6 protein-coding genes are annotated in these 22972 nt (G+C 41.0%); all 6 read left to right on the forward strand.

The features are described from left to right. The first annotated feature begins 984 nt into the window (after nt 1-984). Nucleotides 985-5025: a S8 family serine peptidase gene (locus tag RGQ13_RS07405; RefSeq protein ID WP_348392915.1), complete on the forward strand. Its 4041-nt coding sequence runs from the start codon at nt 985-987 to the stop codon at nt 5023-5025. Nucleotides 5026-5070: 45 nt separating this feature from the next. Next, nucleotides 5071-9474, forward strand: coding sequence for a S8 family serine peptidase (locus tag RGQ13_RS07410; RefSeq protein ID WP_348392916.1), 4404 nt, complete (start codon nt 5071-5073; stop codon nt 9472-9474). Between the two features lie 74 nt (nt 9475-9548). Further along, complete coding sequence (locus RGQ13_RS07415; protein ID WP_348392917.1) at nt 9549-12626, forward strand: TonB-dependent receptor domain-containing protein; 3078 nt, start codon at nt 9549-9551, stop codon at nt 12624-12626. Between the two features lie 174 nt (nt 12627-12800). Next, nucleotides 12801-16010, forward strand: coding sequence for a leucine-rich repeat domain-containing protein (locus RGQ13_RS07420; RefSeq protein ID WP_348392918.1), 3210 nt, complete (start codon nt 12801-12803; stop codon nt 16008-16010). Nucleotides 16011-16543: 533 nt separating this feature from the next. Beyond that, on the forward strand, nt 16544-18631 hold the full coding sequence (locus tag RGQ13_RS07425; protein WP_348392919.1) for a winged helix-turn-helix domain-containing protein: 2088 nt from the start codon (nt 16544-16546) through the stop codon (nt 18629-18631). Nucleotides 18632-19024: 393 nt separating this feature from the next. Next, nucleotides 19025-22186: a leucine-rich repeat domain-containing protein gene (locus RGQ13_RS07430; RefSeq protein ID WP_348392920.1), complete on the forward strand. Its 3162-nt coding sequence runs from the start codon at nt 19025-19027 to the stop codon at nt 22184-22186. Nucleotides 22187-22972: the final 786 nt, after the last annotated feature.

The following is a 22972-nucleotide window of genomic DNA, read 5'->3' on the forward strand; positions in this document are numbered from 1 at the left end:
CGCAAATCACCTCGAATGGTATTAAATTTGTTTGCCCTGTGAAGCTGGAAAACCCGGCAAACCCGGCAGACCAAAAGAAGTCATAGGAAGTTAGAAGTGCACAACTAAGTACATGCTATTTATGTAATATTGGAGGGCAAATGTGCGCAACATCGCCAAGCTATATACTTGATCAGAGCAATGGATTAATTGAGTGCAATTGTTTAGCAGGAAGTCAGTGCAATAACGAAAAGTCTTGGCATCGTATCCAAGCAAAATAATTAGACATTATATTCAAATCCATATTCTGCGCGAGATGGCAGATGCGCATGTAGTTATAATTGCGGCTAGAGCTTTAAGCCGAATAGGTGCGACTAAACCAGATTAAGCCAGGCTAACTCGATGAAAGCCGACAGAGCCAACTAATCTGTCTATGCCAATTAAATTCAACTAAACCTGCCAACAGACTACACCTGTAACGTCCAACATTGTCTGGCTTACACATCGTCATTTGTGGAATAAATTATCAAAGTAAGCCTGTTATCAATAAGCGGCTAAGTTAGTCCCACTAGCTTTAACAATGCGCTGCTTGAATTGTAAGGTTAAGTGTCAACCCACTTGCTTACAACCTTACGGGAGCCATTCTTGGTTTTTCCGTTGGTTCAGGTCGTAAGTTATAGGGCGCCGTAACTACAATGACACTGTTAACGTTGTTTATTGCGCGAAAGTGTTGTCTTAGATTTAACAATTTATTTATAGCAGTTAACAATAAGTATACTTTTATATTACACATGAATAATTTTTAACGTGCTGTAATGTAACGACTTATACCTTTAATAGATAACTTTAATAAAAATATTTATAGGTGTTATAAGCCCTATCAAATTGCTTGTTATAGTGCCTGCCCGTATTTTAATGCCCTTTAAAGTAACCTTTGTTTAACAAAGGTTACAAAAAAATAAGAATAAATAATAAGAGCACAATACACTGAAGGGGAATATGTGCATGATTTTTCAAAAATCTACACTAGCAATATGTGCAGTAGGGTTGCTGGTCGCGAGCGTAAATAGCGCGAGCGCAAACACCGCAAACCTGGCAACAACAATTGGCCAGCAAAATGAATCCGAGTTCATTGCTATCTATGAACAAGTAGGCAGTGGTTCTCATACCTATTTAATTACACTGTCTAACGATGGTGCACTTGCTCAAGCAATGCAAAATCAAAATATCTCACGCGAGCAAGCAAGCTTAAATATCAACACCGAGCAACAACAGCTTATTGACGATATTTCACTCTTAGATCAAAATGCCGTTGTCGGTCGACGTTTTCGAATCGTTGGCAATATGCTGTATGTTAAAATGGCAGAGGCGGCGGCAAAGCAGCTGCAACAAAACTCGTTGGTAACCAGCATTAACGTAGTTGATGCCAGCGATGCCGAATTTATTGAAGCTGAGCAAAGTCCATATACCAAACTTAAAGTTAATGATGACGGTGGCCATACTGTGGTCGCATTAATTGGCTCGGGTGTTGATTACACTCATGCCTCTTTAGGCGGCGAAGGCACAGTAGCTGACTTTAGTAAAGGCTATGCCAATGCCACCAATTATTGGGGCGGATTTCCTAATGATGTGGTGATTGGCGGTTTCGATTTATCTTCAGAGGAAGGTTTATACGATTATAACCCTATAGAATATCCGGTAGATTACACTCCCCCTTATGCTTCGTGGCAACATTATACTGGTGGCATAGGTACTATGGCAGCCTCGCTTGTGAGACAAGCGGCTAGTGACGCCAAAATATTGGCCTATAAAACATCTGGCATCTCATTTAGAAATTATGTGCGATACGAAAGCCGTGGCAACTTTGCGCTTGCCCTTGAAATGGCAATGGATCCTAACCAAGATGGTGATATGTCAGACAGTGCCGATATCTTATTGATTGATTATGCCAATAGTATCAGTGCTTACTATCAGGAACTGGAAACTGGAGGTTCACATTATCCCACTCAAATGGGCTTGATTCGCGCCGTGGCCGCTACCGGGTCGTTGGTAGTTGTCCCTGCGGGAGATGATGATCACTACAAGTATCATAACTATTATTCGTTAAGTTATCGTGGTGGCGTAAAAGAAGCTCTTACTGTTGGCTATTCTGAGCATGAAGCTGACAATTACACCGTTGCCGACAATAGCCCATTAGGGCCAACACGCGGTGAGTCAATTTTAAAACCAGATATTTTAGCATTAAAACGCGATGTTACCGGCGCCGCGGCCGCAACCGGCTCAGGTTTTCATAAAATAACAGCCACACCGTATTTAATTGCGGCTAAAGTAGCCGGTACAGCCGCGAGTATCATGGAATCGAACCCCGAATTAACCAATAGCGAAGTTAAAGCGCTTATTGTTAACACCGGTATTCTGGATATTGAACAGCATTGGGGCGTTGCACAAATAGGCGGCGGCTCATTAAACCCGCTTGCAGCGATGAAATCCTACGCGCTGATGATGGATCAGACTACGCTGTTACCAAGCATTAATCTTGGTCAGCAAAGTGTGTTTAATAAATCCGGGTTTAGCCGTAACATCATCGTTAAAAATTTGACCGACAAAAGCCAAACTTATCGCGCCGAAATTATTATTAATGGTGACACGCCAAACAATCAGGCGATTGATGTCGTGTTACCTGAGTATATCGTATTAGCCCCTAATGAAGTAAAAACCATTGCCGTGGCGTTCAATATTGACGCTGATAAATTAGCTCCGCCACCTATAACTGAGGGTAAAGACTTTAGCCTTGAAAATTGGGACAAATTGGCGATTAATGGTTTTATTCAGTTAAACCACGAGCGCAATCCTGGTGCCAGTATTCATATGCCTTGGATGATAATGCCACAGCTTGCCTCGTCTTTTGTCGTCGATGCCGAGAGTGTTGATTACACGCCTATTTACAATGATGAATATTACCTTGATAAAGATAAAGAGCGACCAGTGGTGCCGCATAGTAGTGACTGGGTCGATAAGGCAACATACCCGATCCGTTGGGCTCACCATGAAGCAGAGCTCAGCAATAACTCTGCAATGGAACAAGATTTATATGCGATGACGCTCTTTTATAATGCCGAAAATAAACCAGTTGGCAGAGAGGATAACCACGGCCGATACATTAAATCACTTGCTGGCGGAATATTCCCGCAGGAGCAATGTAGTTCGGGTAAACAAATGAGTCTTGCGGTCAGAATGTTTGAAAAAATGGACCTGCCAATGGCGAATCACTTTGATCGTTTAGGCAGTACACTGCTGTATGTAAAAATGTACAACCAAAAGAGTGTAGAACTGGCCGATGGCAGTAATGAGTTGCTAGAAAAAAGCCTTCGTGAAAAAGGTATGCTAACCAGTTTAGCCATTGGCTTTGATCAAAATGGCGCCTTTAGAAGTACTTATCGTGATTTATCAATGGAGCAAGACCGTTCTAAGCCGCTGGCTAGACTCAAAGATACTGGGTTGCCACTTATAATTAGCCCCGGTGGTGATTCATTAATTATCAATATATGTACCGATAAAATGTACCATGGTGAGATCAATCACACCACATTTGAGCAGCCTATTGCTTTACAGTTTTCAACTGACCGACAATCACTGCCGGGCGTTGACGATCCTATTATGCAGCACAATTTCAGCACTAACGGTGAGATCATCGATGTTATCGTCGAAGATGAAAATGCAGATGAAGATGCCGATAACTGTCGTGATGGTTATATAACCGACAATGTTGGCAACTGTATACGTACCTTTACTAGCCCAATAACCATGTCGATAATCGATTACTTCTATGACGGTTATTATTATGATGTTAATGAACAAGCAAAGTTTGAGCGTCGTGACTATGACTATGCTTGTGCTGAAGCCGAATTTGGCAACAAGTCTTGTCAGCTTACTCATCCGCGTTTTAATAAAGTATTAACGTTCACAATGCCTGAAACCATTGAGTTTAACAATGATATTGATTGTACTTTTGCAGCCAATGAAACCTTAGCATCATGTTTTCCTGCTGAGTTAAGCGCTAGCGATAATATTGACGTAACTGCATTTATCACCGAAGTCGATTTTAGTGACCTATTGCAAGAGCCTGAGTTGTTGGCTGGTGCAGCATATTCATTTCATACCGGCAGCGTGATTAAAATTGCTAACCAGACAGAGTCTGAATCGTTAATTTGGAAAAACCACATAGTGGTACCCGCCAATGGTAAAGTCAGAGTGTCGTATTTAAGTGATAACGTTTGCCAATCGTTATTTAAAGTAGAAGAATGTTTGCCCGGTGCCGTAGTGTTTAGCCCGAAAACGTCTTACTTTGCTATTGCCGACGGCACAGCCGAGGTGTTAAATATCCAAACCGGGCAAAGTTTCATCGTGCCAGAAAATGCACAAAATGGCCAAATTATTGGTTATGTACAACGCGAATCAAACAATATCACAAAACTTCAGAACCAGCGCTTATTTTTAGTGGATGGTGATGAAGGCGCACCTTTCCAACTCTCAGAGCAAGGGGTGTTGTCGGTACGAGACGCCACGCAGTTAGACTTTGAGCGCAGTAAAAGCTACCGACTTGTGGTTGCAGCAAACTGGGGTAAAGTTTGGGGTAAATCATTACCAATTACCGTTGGTGTTGCCAATGTCAATGATAATGCACCGCAACAACTAACCAGCATCGCGCACATTCAGGCGCAACAACAACAACCGCTTAACACCGTAGATCTTAGCCAAAACTTTACCGATGACGATAATCAAGGAATGATTTTTATCGCCAATAACTTACCGCTAGGGTTAACCATGGATAAAGCCGGAAGGTTATCCGGAACGCCGGCTAAGCATGGCGAATTTAGCGCTACGATCATCGTCAGTGATGGTGCCACTCAGCTAAGCGCAGAAATTAATTTCGAAATAGCCAAAGCCAATGATAGCGGCCAACCAGAAGAACAACAGTCTTCTGCCGGCGCTATGCACTTTGGAATTTTTATGTTGCTGATGACACTGCGTCGTCGTTACCGTTAATTATGCAAAGAGAGCTCTAAGGAGCTCTCTTAAAAGGAATCTATTGTGAAAATTAAACTTCGAATATTATGTTCGGTTTTACCCATTGCATTAGCTTGCCAGCAATTAAGTGCTCCTGCATTTGCCGCAAGCAATTATGTGCCCGCCGACCATGAAGGTGAGTCAAGCATACTGCGCAGCCAAGAAAATAAATCTGGCTATCATTTGATAAATAACCCATTTAAGGAAAAATATCGCAGTCAAGAGAGTGAATACTTAGTGGTATTAGTGGATAAACCGCTTGCCACTTATGCCGGTAATATTCAGGGCCTACAAGCCACTAATATGCTGGCGAGCAAGCACACTAATAGCACTGAAAAAGGTAAGTTAAACACCAAAAGTTTAGCGTCAAAACGCTACTTAAATTACCTTGCTAGTAAGCAGCAAGAGCAGCAGTTGTTTATCAACTTGCGATTACAGCGAACCGTTGTTACTGACACCAGTTTTAATACCGCGATTAACGGTTTTTCGGCTAAAATAAGTGCCAGTGAAGCAAAAATCATTGCCCAATTACCAGAGGTTATTGCGGTCAATAAGTTTCAAATCTCACATATTACGACCGATCGAGGACCACAATTTTCCGGTGCGGATAAAGTTTGGGCGGGCAGTCCGAACGTAGAAGGCTTTAAGGGCGAGGGCGTTGTAGTTGGTATTATCGACTCCGGTATTGCTTCATTTTTGCAGCCGGTTGAAGAAATAACCGACCTTGACAACTTACCGCCATTTAATCCTTCGTTCAAAGATAAAGTAGACGAAGATGGTGACGGAATTATTGATTATGATCATACAAATCCTTACGGCGAAGGCGTATATTTTGGCGATTGCGCAATAAAGCCTGGTTGGTGTAATGATAAATTAGTTGGTGTTGTTGCTTTTGGTATATACAGTCGCGACTTAGTAAACAGCTCTTTACAAGATAAACGTAGTGCAACTGGCCAAGATACTAACGGCCATGGCACACATACGGCCTCCACTGCGGCTGGCAATGTCGTGCGCAATGTGATCTCCGAAACTATTATTGGCTCACCATTAGAGGCACAATTTCCGCAAGACTTTAGCTATGAACAAATTAGTGGTGTGGCACCACATGCAAACATTATTTCTTACCAAGTATGTAATAAATTTGGTAGCTGTACCGGAAAAGAGACGTTACAAGCAATAGAGCACGCGATGAATAATAACGTCGATGTACTTAATTACTCTGTTGGGATGCCTGCGACTATACCTTGGTATGATCATACTTCTATTGCCTTTTTAGCGGCGCGAGAAGCTGGTATCCATGTTGCAGTTTCGGCAGGTAATCTAGGCTTTGGTGGTCGCGGTACAATAAAAACGCCGGGCAATGCACCTTGGTTGCTTTCTGCGGCAGCAGTGACTCATGATCGCGCCTTTAATGATAAAACATTAACGTTAACCGGTGGTGATGATGCTTTTGAAATGGAAAGTAATATCCTAGTTGGTGCTGGTGCAACACAAGGTTTAGCGGCCAGTAACGTTGTGCTGGCTGAAAATGTTGAATATCAAAATGACCTAGAGCATGAGCATGAACATACCCATATAAATGAAGCTGGCTTTACTTTTGCCGACCAACACACAAATCCAACTAACTCCGCCGATTACCACAACGAAATGCAAGATCACCGCGGTAAGTACACACATACGCATAAACACCAGCATTTTAATGCTGTTGAGCGCTATGGCATAGCTGGCTCTTGTGGTTTAGGCAGTCTAGACCCGGAACAAGTTGCCGGTCGAGTTGTCGTTTGTAATCGTGGTGGTACCTTTAATAATGTCGGCTTAAGTCGTGTATCTAAAGGGTTTGCGGTAAAGGCTGCCGGTGGTGCTGGCATGATTTTAATCAATACCAATGATAGCCCTGACAACATCGCAGCTGATATGCACAGTGTACCAGCCATTCACCTTGAAGAAAAACAGGGTGAAATATTATTAGACTGGTTAGCCCGGGGAGATAATCACCAGGTAACTTTGAGTGCATCGGAGGTGATCAGTAGCACATCATTCGCTAGCGAAGATGATTTTTCAGGGGTTGTTGGCGGATTCTCTTCACAAGGCCCTGATCCGTTCACTAAGGACTACCTAGTGCCGAGTATTTCTGCGCCAGGCGTAGATATTTTAGCATCAGGTTTAGGCTACGACATGCAAGAATTTGATACCCCCGAGGCGTACCGAAGCCGTACCGAACAGGTGTATCAATCGGGTACCTCAATGGCATCCCCTCATATTGCCGGCATGTTAGCCTTAATGAAAGGCTTGCAACCAAACTGGAACCCCGCGCAGGTACAGTCAGCACTAATGCTAACAGCAGGTACAGGTCTTAAGTTTACCGGGCCTGTGGTTAAAAATAAGCTCAGCTTGGTTCCTGCGGAACTACATTCTACTGGGGCAGGCTTGGCCAATGTTAGTCGAGCAGCCATGTCGGGCTTACTGATGAGTGAGTCGGAACAAGGTTATATGGCAGCCGATCCTTTTGGTGATGTGGTGTTTATCCAATTACCCTTATTAGAAGGTGAAACTGCAGAGCCAGTTGAAAGTATCCGTGATTTGGTCAAAGAATTGCCAGAAGGTTGGCATGGTGAGCCAGCGCGAATGAATTTGCCAAGTTTATCAAAGGGCGACTGTTTAGGCTCTTGTACCTGGACTCGTACGTTTACCGCAACCAAAGATGCAACCTGGAATATTTCGTACAGCTATACGACTAAAGGCATGGAGCTTTCGAGCGATAAAGATGGCCAGCAAATTACACTCAAAGCGGATGAAAAATTTAGCTTGTCTATCACTGCAAGTGTCACCAGCGAATTAGACAGTATATGGTCTGACGGTCGAGTTCACTTAAGTACAACTGATGAAAGCATCCCTGATGTGAGTTTACCAGTTACTGTTCAATTTAAAGCGGGTAAAGCGCCTTCAGAAATTAATATTGTTGCCCATCGTAATGAAGGTAGCGCACCGTTAAAAGGCGTATCGTCGATAGGCTCTGATAAATTTATCAGCACAGCTTCAGCATTATCGAAAGCGACTATTTATGACGCTAAGATTAAACGCTCTAAATACACTGAATATTATGGTGACGACAAAGAGTCGATTTATGTAGTGCCACTAAGCATACCGGCCAACTCAGATCGTTTAATTATTGAAATATTAGAGACCACATCGCCTGATCTGGACTTGTTTGTTGGCTATGATTATAACCTTGACGGTGAAGCGGGACCATTTGAAATCAGAGGAGCGCAAGCGTTCAGCATCGCCAGCAATAAAGCCTTGGAAGTGCTAGATAGTGCTAATCCGGTCAATGGTGACTTTTGGTTGCTAGTACATAATTACGGTAATCAATTCAACCATATTGACGATGAAGATTACGATATGGCGACTGAGCAGACCTATGATGATGTTAAGTTTGCTATCACCGTGGTGAGTGACGATCTTGAGGTTCAAGGTGAAGACGAATTAAAAGTTAAGGCACAACGTAAAAACCAAGCCAATTCAGCCGTGCCGATAGATATTTTCTGGCAGGAAGATATGCAAGAAGATGATCGCTTTTATGGCATTATCGGTCTTGGTACTAAGAAAGAGTTGGGCACAAATATTGGCACAGTAAATGTTAATATTAGCCGTGGTATTGATGATGTGGCGTTGTCATTAATTGACAACGATAAAGGCAATACTTTAGCGACTTATGAAATTAGCTTTATGGCTAACGACAGCGCTATGGACAAAGTTTATCAGCTGTCTGTTGACCTTGAAAGCGGCTCAATATTAGAAACTATTACTATAGCCAACGTGATTAACGGCGCTGCCAACACTCCTCAACCGTTAGACGTTGAACAAGATGGCGAGTCTATCTCTTTCACTTATAACCACCCGGCAAACTCAACAGCCAGTGCCGTTGAAATAGTATTTAACTATCAAAATGTATCTGGTACCACCGATATTACCCCTTATGTAACGTCAATACTTGATGATAGTGAGCAACCGCAAACTGCCCGCACCAAGCAAGCCGAAATGGTAAAGGGCAGACCGTTATTTACCGTAGCCGCGACGAATACGTTAGTTATAGCCGATGACACTGTTACTTTAAGTGCTGTCGTTGTTGATGCCGTCATTGACAATGCTGAAATTAGTTACCAATGGCAACAAATCAGTGGCCCAAAAGTGGTCACCAATATCAATAGCTCACAGCTAAGCTTTTTGGTGCCTAAATATAACCACGATCAAGAACTAAGCTTCGAATTTATCGGCAGTAACTCTGCGCGCAAATCTAATCCTATTGTAACTACTATTTATGTTACCGGAGAAGATAACGGCAATGGTGGCAGTTTAGGCTTTCTATGGTTAGCTCTAGGCTTTTCAATGTTTGCGCTGCGTCGTAAAACTAACATCAATTCAAAATAATAATTAATGCAAGCAACAGCTGAAGATAAGCGCAAGCTTTCTTCAGCTGCTGGTTGAGTATCAGGGAATTAATTGTGATTAAAAAGAACAAACTTGCCAGTAGTATTCAAACCGCAATACTACTAGGCACAATTGCAAGCACACAGGTGTATGCATTCGAACAAGGCTTAACTGAGCAAGAGGTTAAAAAGTCCGATAAGCAGCAACAAGAAAACATGGACGATGTCGACAATGAGATAACCGATAATGAAGAAATTGAAATTGTTGAGGTCACTGGCTCAAGAATTAAAGCCAACGTGTTGGAAGGCGTCAGCCCAGTTACGGTTATCACCTCAGATGATATGATTAAGAAAGGCTTTGCTACTGCCTATGATGCGCTGAAAGATTTAACCCAAAACACTGGTGTCACCCAAGGCGCTGAAATTGGCGCGCAAGGCGGTTTTACCCCTAATGCGCAAACAGTAAGTTTACGTGGTTTAGGTAGTAATCAGGTGCTGGTATTAGTGAATGGCCGTAGGGTTGCCGATTATCCTGCGCCGTACAATGGCGCTTCAAACTTTGTGAATTTATCATCGATTCCTGCCGCAGCAATCTCAAATATTCAGATCCTTACTTCCGGGGCCTCGGCAATTTATGGCTCAGATGCTGTTGCTGGTGTAATGAATATTATTACCAAAAAAGATGTTGAAGATACCAGCTTTAGCGCAAAATTTGGGACCACAACTGAGGGGGGAGGCGACGAAGCTCGACTGCAATTAGTTACCGGTACCTCAGGTGATGATTACACCGTAACTATGGCACTTGAGTATCAAAAACAAGATCCTATCTTTTCTAAAGACCGTGACTTTATGGACTCGGTAGAAGACGGTCCTGCCGGCCATAATTACTTGGACCGCGGTATTCTTATTGTTGATGAAATGGTTAAATTAGGCTTTTATCAAGACGATGAAAACGTCGATGAAGACTGGACTGCACATCATGGTGCTAAGGATGAAGAGTTTGACGAGAGCTGGACATTGTATCGCGATCCAGGTGAGCAACTGTGTTTAGATTCAGGCTCAGGTTACGAGCATAGCCAGCGCATTATGAACCTAGGTGAAGAAGACGAAAATAACTATGGTTATTACTGTGGTGTCGACCTGTCAGGCACCAAAACCATTCGTAATGAACGTGAAACAGTCTCAGTCTATGTAAGCAGTGAATATGACCTAAACGACGATACTGTAGTTTACGCAGATGTGATGTATGCAAAACAAGATGCGTTTTTACGCGGTAGCTTCCATTATATAAATGCCCCAATTATTGAATATCGACCAGAAGCCGATGGTAATATGAAAGCGTTGCAAGATATAGGCGATAAATATGCCGGTGCTGAGTATTGGGATTATCGTACCGAGCAGCGCTTGTTTGCTGAGCATGAGTTAGGGTTCAGAGATTCTAATATTGAAGATCAGTCTTTACAGATTAATATGGGGCTTCAGGGCATCATTCTTGATGATTTCGACTGGGATATTGGCTTTAGTCGCAGTGAAAATAGTAATGACAAATACTCTAGTTTATTAAAAGAAGAACAAGTCTATAACACCTACTTAGGTGAAAAAGGTGATTACTGGGATGTCGAATATTATGATGGTTTAGGCTCCACCGATCTTTATCAGCCAATAAGCGCCGAACTAAAAGATGCCTTAGTTGGCACGCAAGCGACAATTGCCGACTCCTATTCAAATACCGTTTCTGCCTTAATTACTGGGCCATTATTGGAACTGCCGGCAGGGGATATGTATTTTGCCTTAACTGCTGAATGGAATCAGCAAGGCTATGACATTGAACTCGACGATCGCACCTTAAACAAAGATGGCTTTGGCTGGTATGGTGTTACCGGTACAGAAGGTGGCGGTGATCGAGAGCGTTATGCTGTAGGGTTAGAATTACAATTTCCCATTACTGATTCACTTAATGCGCAAATTGCCGGCCGCTATGATCAATATGACGATGATAGCACAGACGTAGGTGGTCGCTTCTCACCGCAGGTGGGGCTTGAATACCGACCTACAGAAGATCTTCTGCTGCGAGCCAATTGGGGTAAGAGCTTTAGGGCACCTGATATGCATCGCGTATTTGCCACTGAAGGCGGCTACTACTCTTCTGGGGCAGATATTTCAACTTGTGAAGATTTGTATTATAACAATCAGCGTGATGACATAACAGGTGAATTACCTAGCGATGTTAAACCGTTCGATCCGAGTGAGCATTGTTCAGTACAGTCGATTAAAGGTAATAGTTCTGGCTCTAAAATACTCAAAGAAGAAGAAGGAACTAATTACGGAATTGGTTTTGTCTGGGATGTGAGTGACGATTTAAATCTGACCTTCGACTGGTATCAAATTGAAATTGAAAACTTGGTCCAAGGTGAATCAATTCAGGGTATTTTAGAAACAGATTACTATTGTAAAGTTCGTGATACTGAAAATGAAGATGCCGACAACTATTATCCTTACCCGGTTACTGAACGACCGGACATAGTGCCTGGCAGCCAGCAATGTTTAGAGAACTCAGAAAAGATCAACCGCGAGCAAACTGGCTTTGCTGGCGAAATGGTCGAGTCGGTAAGTACTACACATGTTAATGTTGCGAAACAAACTACCGAAGGGATTGATGCCAAAGCAGCCTATCACTATGCAAGCAGCATCGGTGATTGGTACTTCAATATCGCCTGGACCCACACTTTAGATTCTACTTATCAAGTTAACGGTGAAAGCGACGAAATACATACCCGAGATTTATGGTTTAATAAAACTGCAAGGTCTGTGGTAAATGGCTCATTCACTTGGATGGCAGAATATTTATCTATTACATTCAGTGGCCGTCGTACCGGTTCAATCCCAATTTGGAATCCACCACAAGAATTTGGTGATGAAAACAGCCATTACTTTGAAAAATATGACCGTTTAGATGCTTATTATACGTTTAATCTAACCTCATCTTATAGAATGAGTGATGTATTAAATGTCAGTGCTCAAGTGATTAATATTTTTAACCCAGAGCCACCACATGATGAAACACACACGGCGTGGCCGTATTACAACTCAGGACAGTACGGCGGTGCATCTGTTGGACGTTCTATATCGGCTGAAATTACCTATGAGTTTTAAAAAATAGATAATTAATAATAATTTAATAACAAATTATTCAATGGGTTGCTACTTGAGTTGTGGTAAGAAGAAGCCTATCAATAATTGACTAGGTTTCTCTTAACAAGTAGTCGCCTCTGGTGATTAAAAAAATAAAAATATAAACAATTACTTCCATTAGTATTAGGGAACAGAATGAAAATAACGAATAATTATAAAAAAATAGTACAATGCGGTTGTTTTTTAACAACCACTATACTCGCAGGTTGTGGCGGTGGTGGTGGTGGCAATGCCCCCGAAGTTACTAATATCGCCCCCGAAGCTGAAATCATCGGCGCTAATCTTGCTACTGAGCATGACCTGGTAAACTTTAAGGCGCAGGCAGACGATATCGACGGCGTAATTTCTAGCTACTCGTGGTCTGTTGAAGGTACTAATGTTGAGCTAACGGGTGCCAACACCGCAAACCTTAGCTTTATTGCCCCAAGTGTTGAGCAAGATACCAGTTTTACCATTCACTTAACCGTTACCGACGATGATGGTGCTACGGTATCAAAGTCAATGAACTTTACCAGTGAGCGCATTTTCGACTCCTTAGTAATACGAGGATTGGTTAAAGACAAAGCGCTGATACACCCGGAAGTTACCCTAGATATAGGTGATGAACAATATACAACCACAGGTACTGCCGCGGGGGTTTATACCTTTAACGATGTAATTGTTGATGAACGAAACTTCGACCAGTTAGTGAAGCTCACAGCGGTTGGTCATGAAGATTATAATCCTGGGGTTAAATTGGTGTCATTGCTCGAGTCGTTTCGAACGCTTAAGACCTATGATACATCGCAAGAGTATATTTTAGCCATTGATTACTTTGGACTAAACGTAACCAATGTTACTACTGCCAAATATGCGTTGGCACTTGCCGCCAATGACAATCAGCCAATCACCACCGAACGTCGATTAAACGAACTGCTAAACTCACTTAACTCACAGCAAGTATTTGTAGTTGCGGGCTTACTTAAGGTAATTATTGACCACGAAGAGCATACCCTGCCAAACACGGTTTCCGATACGCTTTCGTTAGTATTAGCTGCCAACCATGAGGTTTACAAAGATACGCTAAGGGACATTTCAGCTCAAGGTAACGTTTTAACCACTGCTATTGAAGCAACGTTAGGGGATCCAGATTTAGTCGAAAATCCTGATTTTGATGGCGATGGTATCGTTGATTCAGAAGACGGTGACGACGACAACGATGGCGTGTTAGATGAGGACGACTTTTTTGATCGCGACAACACTAAATCAAGTCCAGAGCTGGGTATGATACAGTATCCTTGGGATGGTACTTATGGCTCGTGGTTAGAGTTTTGTGTGCGTGAGTCGGTGAATATTCCACATATAGGTACTGATGATTTCAAACCATTAGAATATTATAAATCTGTGCCGGCTGATGAAGTCACAGAAATATATTGTAATGGTACCGAGTTGAGCGATCTTAGCATGTTGAAGCACTTCCCCAACCTTAAGATATTGCAAATAGCAGATACAGATGTTGACGATATTTCAACTATAGCGCAGGCAAGTCAATTAGAGCATCTGCTTCTGCAGAACACCAAGGTTAGCAACTTTAGCCCGCTGTCTGATCTGGTTCAGTTAAAAACCCTAAACTTAGCTAGTACTAAAATTGCTGATTTGGCTGCTTTAACCAAGCTAGTAAACTTAGAAGTGTTGAATGTTAGCGGCACCAATATTGCTGACCTAGCTGCCGTGTCGGCATTTAGCAACTTAAAACAGTTAGATATTTCAGCCTCACAAGTGACTGACTTAAGTGAACTGGTTAATCTAACCAAGTTACAATTGTTGTATGCACATCAGGCTAAAATAGCAACGCTAGCCGATTTTTCTAAATTGACGCTATTAACAGAATTTACCTTATACAATAATTTGATCAGCAATATTGACCCGTTGGCAACGTTAAGTGCAACTTCAAGTTTGGATTTAAGCCACAATAAAATTGCTGATTTTTCAGCGCTGGCCAACTTAACCAATTTAACCGAGCTGGATCTTAGCCATAACGAAATAGCGAACACTGCTGCGCTTAGTAGTTTAGTAAAATTAACCCATGTCAACCTTGCTTATAACCAACTTAGCTCTGTTAATGGCGAGATCACTGCTGGTAGTGTGCTAAATGGTTTAAGCAACTTAACATTATTAACTGATTTAAACTTAAGTAATAATCAGCTCGACTCAAGTGCCAACGACCTGCAAGCTTTATCAGCACTTGTAGGCCTAAGCACATTAGATATTTCGAATAATAATTTTGAAAATATTACACCGGTAAATTTATTTACTTTATTAACAGACTTTGATGCTTCGGGTAATAACATCGTAAGCATTAATGATCTCGCCAATTTAACTACTTTAATACAGTTAGATTTGGCTAAAAATGAATTGGTCGATATTACGCCACTGAGTAAACTCACTAATTTAACTACATTGTTGTTATCGCATAACAGAATCGACAATATTGATGTACTTAACAATTGGCTAACATTGCCGCTAACCCTTTGGCTTGATGGTGATGATGAGAGCCTGTGTGCTCCTGCAGATCCGTCAAGCCCAGTAGAGCTATTGCAAATAAAAGCCGATGAGCAGAGTATTGCCTATAAAGGTCCTTGTGCTAACTATATTTCCCGCCTCGCTATCGTTGAGCCGGAACAGTTTTTAACCATTATTGATCAAGATGCAACGGATCTAATTCATAGTGCCGGTGTTAGTAATTTAGGCGACTATGAAAGGGTTGCATGTATGAATCAAATCCATGATGGTTATCCATTATGTTGGATTTCTAATAATGCCAATTTCTTTTTTCCGCAATGTACGGCAGAAGAAAATGCGCCATTGATGACTTGTAGTGATGGACCTGAGGAAGGTATCGAATGGCCGCCAAGCAGTGGTAATTACTGGAAAACTGAGCCATTTACGGTCGACTACGATTTTACCTTGCAAGCCAATAATCAATTTGTTTCTAACTTTGAAAATCGCTTGATCCTTACCCTAGTAAAATCGAGCTTTGTTGAAGTCGACATTAACTGTTCGGCATTAAATGCGCAAGGCTTGGCCAGTTGTGAACTTAGCGGAGATTATTTCGTTGGTACAATTAGCTGGACCCAAGACCATGAAGATGAAACTTACCCACGTTGTAGTGCAGAAATTGGCTCATCGATAGCGACTTGTACCCCTGGGCCTTCAACGGCACAGATTAAAGCAGCGGCCAAAACGATTGATCAGCTTCCGGTATTAAATACTGAATACAATTTTGATATTGACTTTTCACAAATCGAAATAACGCCGGTACAAGATCGTGATTACCCATGTATATCTGGAGCCTTATGTTGGTAATAGCACATTAACGCTATTGTGACTTATTACAAATTGGCAAACATGACAAAGATAAAAAGATCTGTATTTACAGATCTTTTTATTTAATAGTAAATTTTTGTTGGTTAGCAGGCAAAAGTTTGTATCAAAGTTTATAACTTCATTAAGAGGTATAAATTTGCATGCCAATACTGAGGGATAGTTCATTTCAGTGCAGCTCGGATCACAATAATACCTTAGCTATACAACGGCTAAACGATATTTACAGTCATCATCATGCCTTATTAGATAATCACAAAATCTACTTTTATTTATTGTAAGTCATTGTATTTTAGATGTTTCAAAAAATAATTAAAATTTAATTACAAATAATACAAAAGGTTGAACATTGATTGGTTGACCTGATTGAGTTTATTTTAATGTCCGTCAAAAAGAATAGATTCAGCAGTGAAGCTGTAATTATCGAAGATCACTTCGAAGTATTTAATATATGTCATCTTGATAATAGGAAAATATGATGCTGTTAAACCTAATTTTTAGAAAGATCTTCAATTATGATTGAAGTTCCTTTTCGTAAATATCAAATTGGCCGATGGCAGTTAGATTGCGCTCGGATGACGATTTCGTTAGGCGATAAAACCGAGCAACTAGTCCCCAAAGTCTTCGAATTATTGAAATTGTTTATTGTCAGTCTTGATCAAATAGTCGATAAAGAGTTGGCCATTGAAAAAGTCTGGAATGGCAATGTTGGTGTTGGTAAAACTGGATTTCCCAATGCTGTTTGGCATTTACGCAAAGCGTTTTTTGATCTGGGTGCCGAAAACGATGAGGTGATTGTAACTATCCAAAAGGTAGGGTATCAATTAATTGTAAACGCACAGGGAATTGAAGAACAGAAAACGGTAACGATAAAACCGCAAAAGTCTAAAAAAGCAGTAAGCATCATTGCGGTTGCGACGGCTACTTTGCTTGTTTTGGCTACTATTTTACTTCCTCAATTAGAGCGAACTAATCAGCCGTCTGAGAGTAAAGTTTTAGGAGCGCATGTCACCAATAACGAAGGGGTCGAGACGCAAGCTAGTATCAGCCTTGACGGTAAATTTATGGTGTTTCAATGGCGCAAAGAAGCACGAATTGGCCAAGTTTATATAAAAGACCTACAAAATAAACAAGCTCCTCTTAGAAAACTAACACAGAGTGATTCTTACGAAACGTCACCGGTTTGGTCTCCTGATGGCCAGCAAGTTGCTTATTTTCGTTTTACTGAAGATGACGTTTGTGAAGTGCGAATTTACAACCTGATCACCAACAAAGACCGATTCATAGATGATGGTTGTCGTACCAAACTGAGTAGTCATCCGTTAGATTGGAGCCGTAACGGAAAAACATTGGCCTACAATAAAATTAGTGACGATGGCATTGTTATATTTTTGCATGATCTAAATACACAGCAGTCAAAACCATTAACGGTAAGTAGCAATAATAGCGAAGACTTATCGGTGGCTTTCATTGAGAACGACAAAAGAATTGCCATTATTCGTGAATATGGCGATTCATCTGACTTGCTGATCGTAAACAACTATCTTGCAGAGCAACCAGAGTTTGAAAGCCTGTTTGTATTCGATACCATAATACTCACCTTAGCTTGGGATGAACACAACCAGCAACTACTCATTAATAAACCCGCCAATGGTTTGTATAACATTGTGGCTTTAGACTTAAACAACAAATCGGAACAGCTTATCGATAATACGCCATCTCCGGGCAGTATCACCATCAATGCTGCAACAAATGAATTGTTTGTAACACGGTTTCTAGCCAGTGAGTATATTACTGATATTTCGTTACTCAGTGGTCAAATTATACGTCGGGTGACTTCATCCTCGCGTAATTTATATGGTAAATATGTTGCTAAATCTGACAGTATATTGTTTTTTTCAAACCGCTCCGATGGTTGGGAGCTTTGGCTAAAAGGCAATATAGGATCCAAACAATTTACCGATAATATTGGCAAAATGCATATCCCGACGGTGTCACCATCGGGTGAACAAATTGCGCTTATTGTTACCGCTAAAGGTGAGAAGCGAGGACGTCTACATCTAGCCGATATTAACAGCGGAGAATTTCGTTTAGTTGAAAACTTAAATTATAATATGCAAAATCTGTCTTGGTCATTGGATGAAAATCGTCTGTTTTTCTCTGCCAGTAAAGATGGAAAAATGGGCATATTTGTTTACGATATCAACACTAAGCAAGTGTCACAAATTAGTAACTCAGGTGAAATATTTGCCATTGCCGGCAGTGACGGCAACTTATATATGTCAAGAAATAACCAGCAGGGACTTTGGCGCTTTGATCCGCAAAACTCAACATTTGAAAAAATTATAGATCATCTAAACTTAAACGATTATGGCAACTTCTTCTGGATGGCAGGTAAGCTTTATTATTTGCGCCGCAATGACAATGCAGATGAGTTGATGTTGTATCACGACAACGCCGCCGATGAAGTGGTTTTGAGCTATCCAGCTAAAACGATTCGAGCTCATCAAGGAGTAGCAGCATCTGCGCCAAGTAGAGTGCTGATCAGTATGCATGCCAATTCTGATGGTGATATCTATTCATTGCCACTTGTAAGATCATAACCACATATAGTAGCACGTCTTTTTATAGCCGCAGATACTGTTTTTTAAACGGTATTTGCCGCAATTTATCCTAGAACTTACATACAAAAGCTACTGTTGAATAAAGTTCAACCTACGCTTTAACATAAACGAGCACGTCTATATTTAGGATTAAGTAAGTCATTCTAAATCGACATTTCGCTTCGATTGTAAATTATCTAATTAATTGATTTTTAAGTACTTATAGAATAAATAAAAATATTATTAAAAATAAATCAACAAGCCTGCTGTTGCCTTGTGGTAGCCATCCTATTATTTTGTTGTTCATAAGAAAGCTTCATCTGTGAAGCGCTTAAATATCGAAGTTCACTTCGATGCATTTAAATATATTTCATCTTGATATAGGAAAATATAATGGGGTTACACCTAAAGTTTAAAGACATATTATGGGCCGGAAGTATGGCTACAGCAACACTATTAACCGGTTGTGGTGGTAGTGGTAGCGACTCAAGTGATGCGCCTGAAATTTTGACATTTGCACCAACCGTTGAAATTCAAGGCTCGAATCGTTCATTAGAGCGAGAAACCATCGCCTTACAAGCAGTAGCTGACGATATTGATGGTACTATTAGTGCTTATGAGTGGTCAGTTGATCTCGATGGGATGAGCTTTACCGGTGGCCAAGGCCCAGAAATCACCTTCACCGCGCCTGACGTTGATGAAGATACAGTGATTACTTTTAAAGTTACTGTTACCGATAATGACAATGAAACTGCTACCGACTTCTTCTCATTTACCAGTGCAGCACTTACCCAAGAACTCTTTATTGCCGGCACTGCAATTGATGAAGAAATCATTAATGCTGAAATCTTTATCAACGTAGGTGACCAAAATTTTGAAACCACTGCGAATAGTACCGGTGGTTATTATCTTACCATCGATGTTAATGAGCGTAATTTTAAAGAATTAGTTAAAATTACCGCTTTTGGTCAACCTGACATTCAGCCAGGGGTTAAATTAATTTCACTGCTGACGACGTTTGAAAAATTAGTGGCCAAGGCTAATTCTCAAAATCAACTCGGTTTGTTTGAAGACTTTAATGTTAACGTCACCAACTTATCGACGGCAAAATACTTTTTAGCTCAACAACTAGCGATTGAACTCGCGCAAGGCGACGATGTTAATGCCGAAGGTGCACTCGTAACGGCGGAAAACTATGACGTTATATATGCCTATTTTGACCCTGCGCATGCCGATGCTGCTAACACCTTACCTAAGTTAATCGAACGTGCCATAGTCATTAAAGCCATTGTTGATATAGACGGTTACGAATTACCATCAGGTGTTGAAGATACGTACGAATTATTAAGCAATGAAACTAGCTATATTGACGTTTTAGCACGTATTAACTCAGATACCACCGAGATTGATGGTTTAACATTAATTGATTATATTCGTGTGCAAACTTTAGGCAATGAATTGATCAGTGAATTTCCTGATTTCGATGGTGATGGTATCTTTGACATCGATGATGACGACCGTGATAATGATGGTATACAAGATGCCGACTCTACACAAGTGCCATACGATTACTCACCGTTCAACGCTGAAATATGGGGACCGCGCATTGAACAAATTACCTTTGTTAGTGATGATCCTGAAAACGACCCATACCTTTACTTTCTTGCCGTTTGTATTCAGCAAAGCATAAGATCTTTTCCACCTAGCACCATAGATGACGTTGACAGTTGGACGCAAGTTAATGCGCACGATATCACTATATTACGCTGTCCAGGCTACCCGAATTTAAAAGAAAATGGCCCTTTAGCCCACTTTGTTAATCTGGAAAGTTTAACGATCCAAGATACTGGTATCACTGATATCAGCTCTATTGCCGGTTTAACTAAGTTAGTTGAAGTTGACGTAAGCAATACCAACATTAGCAGTGTTGAGCCGTTTGCTGAGCTTACTAATTTAGAAAAGTTAGACTTAAGTAGAACAACTATTGCTGATATCTCACCTTTATCGAATTTAACATTAGTGAAAGATTTAAATCTGGCTAACACCAATGTTGCTGATATTACTGCGCTTAGTCAATTTAGCGGACTTGAGCTGTTAGACCTAAGTGACAGTGCGGTAACCGATCTTACTCCACTTGAGGGAAAACAAGTATTAACTACCTTGCTTGCTCATGATGCAAAAATCACTACCCTAGCAAATTTCAGTACTTTGCCGGCGTTGCAAACCCTGACCCTATACGGTAATGGTAATGACGAGGGCACTGGTTTAAGCGATATTAGTAATTTAGCTGTGTTTGCTAATTTTACTGAACTTGATCTAAGCAATAACAATATTGAAGATATCTCGGTATTAGCAGATTTTACTAAGCTTACCAATTTAGATTTAAGTTATAATAACATCACTGATATTTCAGCACTGACGAATGCTAGTCAGTTAGTTGAGCTTAATCTATCTGATAGCAATGTTGCAGTTATCGATGCCCTGGCAGACAAGCCACAACTCAGCAATTTGGTGTTATCGGGCAATAATATTACGTCACTGTTACCTTTAGCTACCAGTACAGAAATGACCGTTCTGCTTTTAGAAAATAATAATATAACTTCGCTTGACGGTCTTGCTAATTTGCTAAATCTTCAATCGTTACAGCTTGAGAATAACGATATCAGCGACGTGACTATAATCATTGCTTGGCCAAATTTACCTGCAGAGCTTGATTTAACCGGTAACTTTCTTTCAAAAGAAGACCATCTTGTTATTGCAGCGAAAGCAGAGACTGAAGAAACCGTGTATTTTGGCGACTGGGATGATCGTGAAATAATTACTGGCGGCCCGTTTACTGACGTAACCATTGACTTTCAATTTGACTTACCTCAATTAGGCACCAATCACAGAGATTCAAGCAGTTATCAAACCATAGAAGAACTGGATAGGATCCATTGTGTAGAATCGGCACAACTGGCAGCGCCAATTTGTTATGAGTCACGCCAACTTATTACTGGTCAAACGCTTTGTTCTGCCGACGCAGGCTCACAACAAATGACTTGTACCGAAGCCGACGAGTGGGACGGTATTCGTAACAAAACCTGGTATGGTACAACGTTTAGCATAGACTTTGATCAGTCAATACAACCAAATAATAAGTTTATTGCTGGATTTGAAAACCGTCTGATTTTGACTCTATTAAGAGTAAACTACGCGCAAGTCCTAGTTACTTGTTCAGCCTTAGATGCAACAACCAATATGGCTACCTGTGAACTTACCGAGAATTTATGGAGTGCAGAAGAAGAACTATACCCTAATGGTATGCGCTTTAGTACTGATGTAGCCATTACTTGGCAGCAAGATCATACTCAGCCATTCTTCCCAAGGTGTGATGGGGTGCAAGACACGAATACAGCCCAGTGTTACCCTGTTCATGGCACGTTGCAAGAGGGCGACCGAGATGGTAAAGGACAAACGAATTATGATGCAACTCCGTTTACCTTAGACATGTCAAAAATAACCCTTCATAGCATTCCAGGCGGTTGTGAAGAGGGCACAATTTGTCGGCAATAGTTGATGAAATCGATTAACCCTAAGCAAAGCCGGTAGAGTATCTACCGGCTTTTTTTTGCTACTTCAGGGATGATGGAATGCAAACTGCCAGGGCCGCTCATTCACATCCTCGGTAATTGTTCCTTCATTACTCTATCTACACACTGTACCAGTGCATTGCTCACTTATACCAATATCATTAAATTATTGCCCATCTGTGCTGGTTAAAATACTCCATGACTGCGTTGCTCTCAATCCCAATAGACAGCTGTTGTTCGATAATTGCTCCTGCATTATTCTACTTACGGACATCCTGTCCTAATCAATCGAGCGCCTCGCCTACACGGATGTAGGTGCTTAGGTTAAGTCTGGAACAATAAACCTGTGCCCTGATTTATTTTTCCTTCGCACAACAAGAGCACAAACTTAATGGAACTGGTATTAGTTACAAATGTGATGAAGCAAGCGGTGTTATATAGCTAAAAAGATCGGCTACTACTGGCAAAGTAATTTACTGATATGCCGAGTAACAACACCCGCACTTAGCATATTAATGATCGTACCCGCCATTTAAGTACGATAAACATAGATAAAATATAGAAATACTGCTAGCTGATGTACTGCCGTAAGGTCTATTACAACGGCAAAAAATAGCAAAAGAAACCTAATCGCTTTTTAGCTTAACATACTGTAAACATTGAAAATAAATAACTAATCAAAGATAAATTATAAATAAAAAAAAACACTTTCAACTTCTTAGTGTTGCCTGTTCTAAACCTTTCCAGTATTTTGCCTGCGATATTAATT

Origin of the sequence: Thalassotalea psychrophila (genome assembly GCF_031583595.1) — a bacterium.
GTDB classification, from domain to species: domain Bacteria; phylum Pseudomonadota; class Gammaproteobacteria; order Enterobacterales; family Alteromonadaceae; genus Thalassotalea_A; species Thalassotalea_A psychrophila.

What these genes read in the sequence shown, in the direction of transcription:
- RGQ13_RS07405 (WP_348392915.1), top strand. Translation starts at nt 985, where the DNA reads ATGATTTTTCAAAAATCTACACTAGCAATATGTGCAGTAGGGTTGCTG.
- RGQ13_RS07420 (WP_348392918.1), top strand. Translation starts at nt 12,801, where the DNA reads ATGAAAATAACGAATAATTATAAAAAAATAGTACAATGCGGTTGTTTT.
- RGQ13_RS07425 (WP_348392919.1), top strand. Translation starts at nt 16,544, where the DNA reads ATGATTGAAGTTCCTTTTCGTAAATATCAAATTGGCCGATGGCAGTTA.
- RGQ13_RS07430 (WP_348392920.1), top strand. Translation starts at nt 19,025, where the DNA reads ATGGGGTTACACCTAAAGTTTAAAGACATATTATGGGCCGGAAGTATG.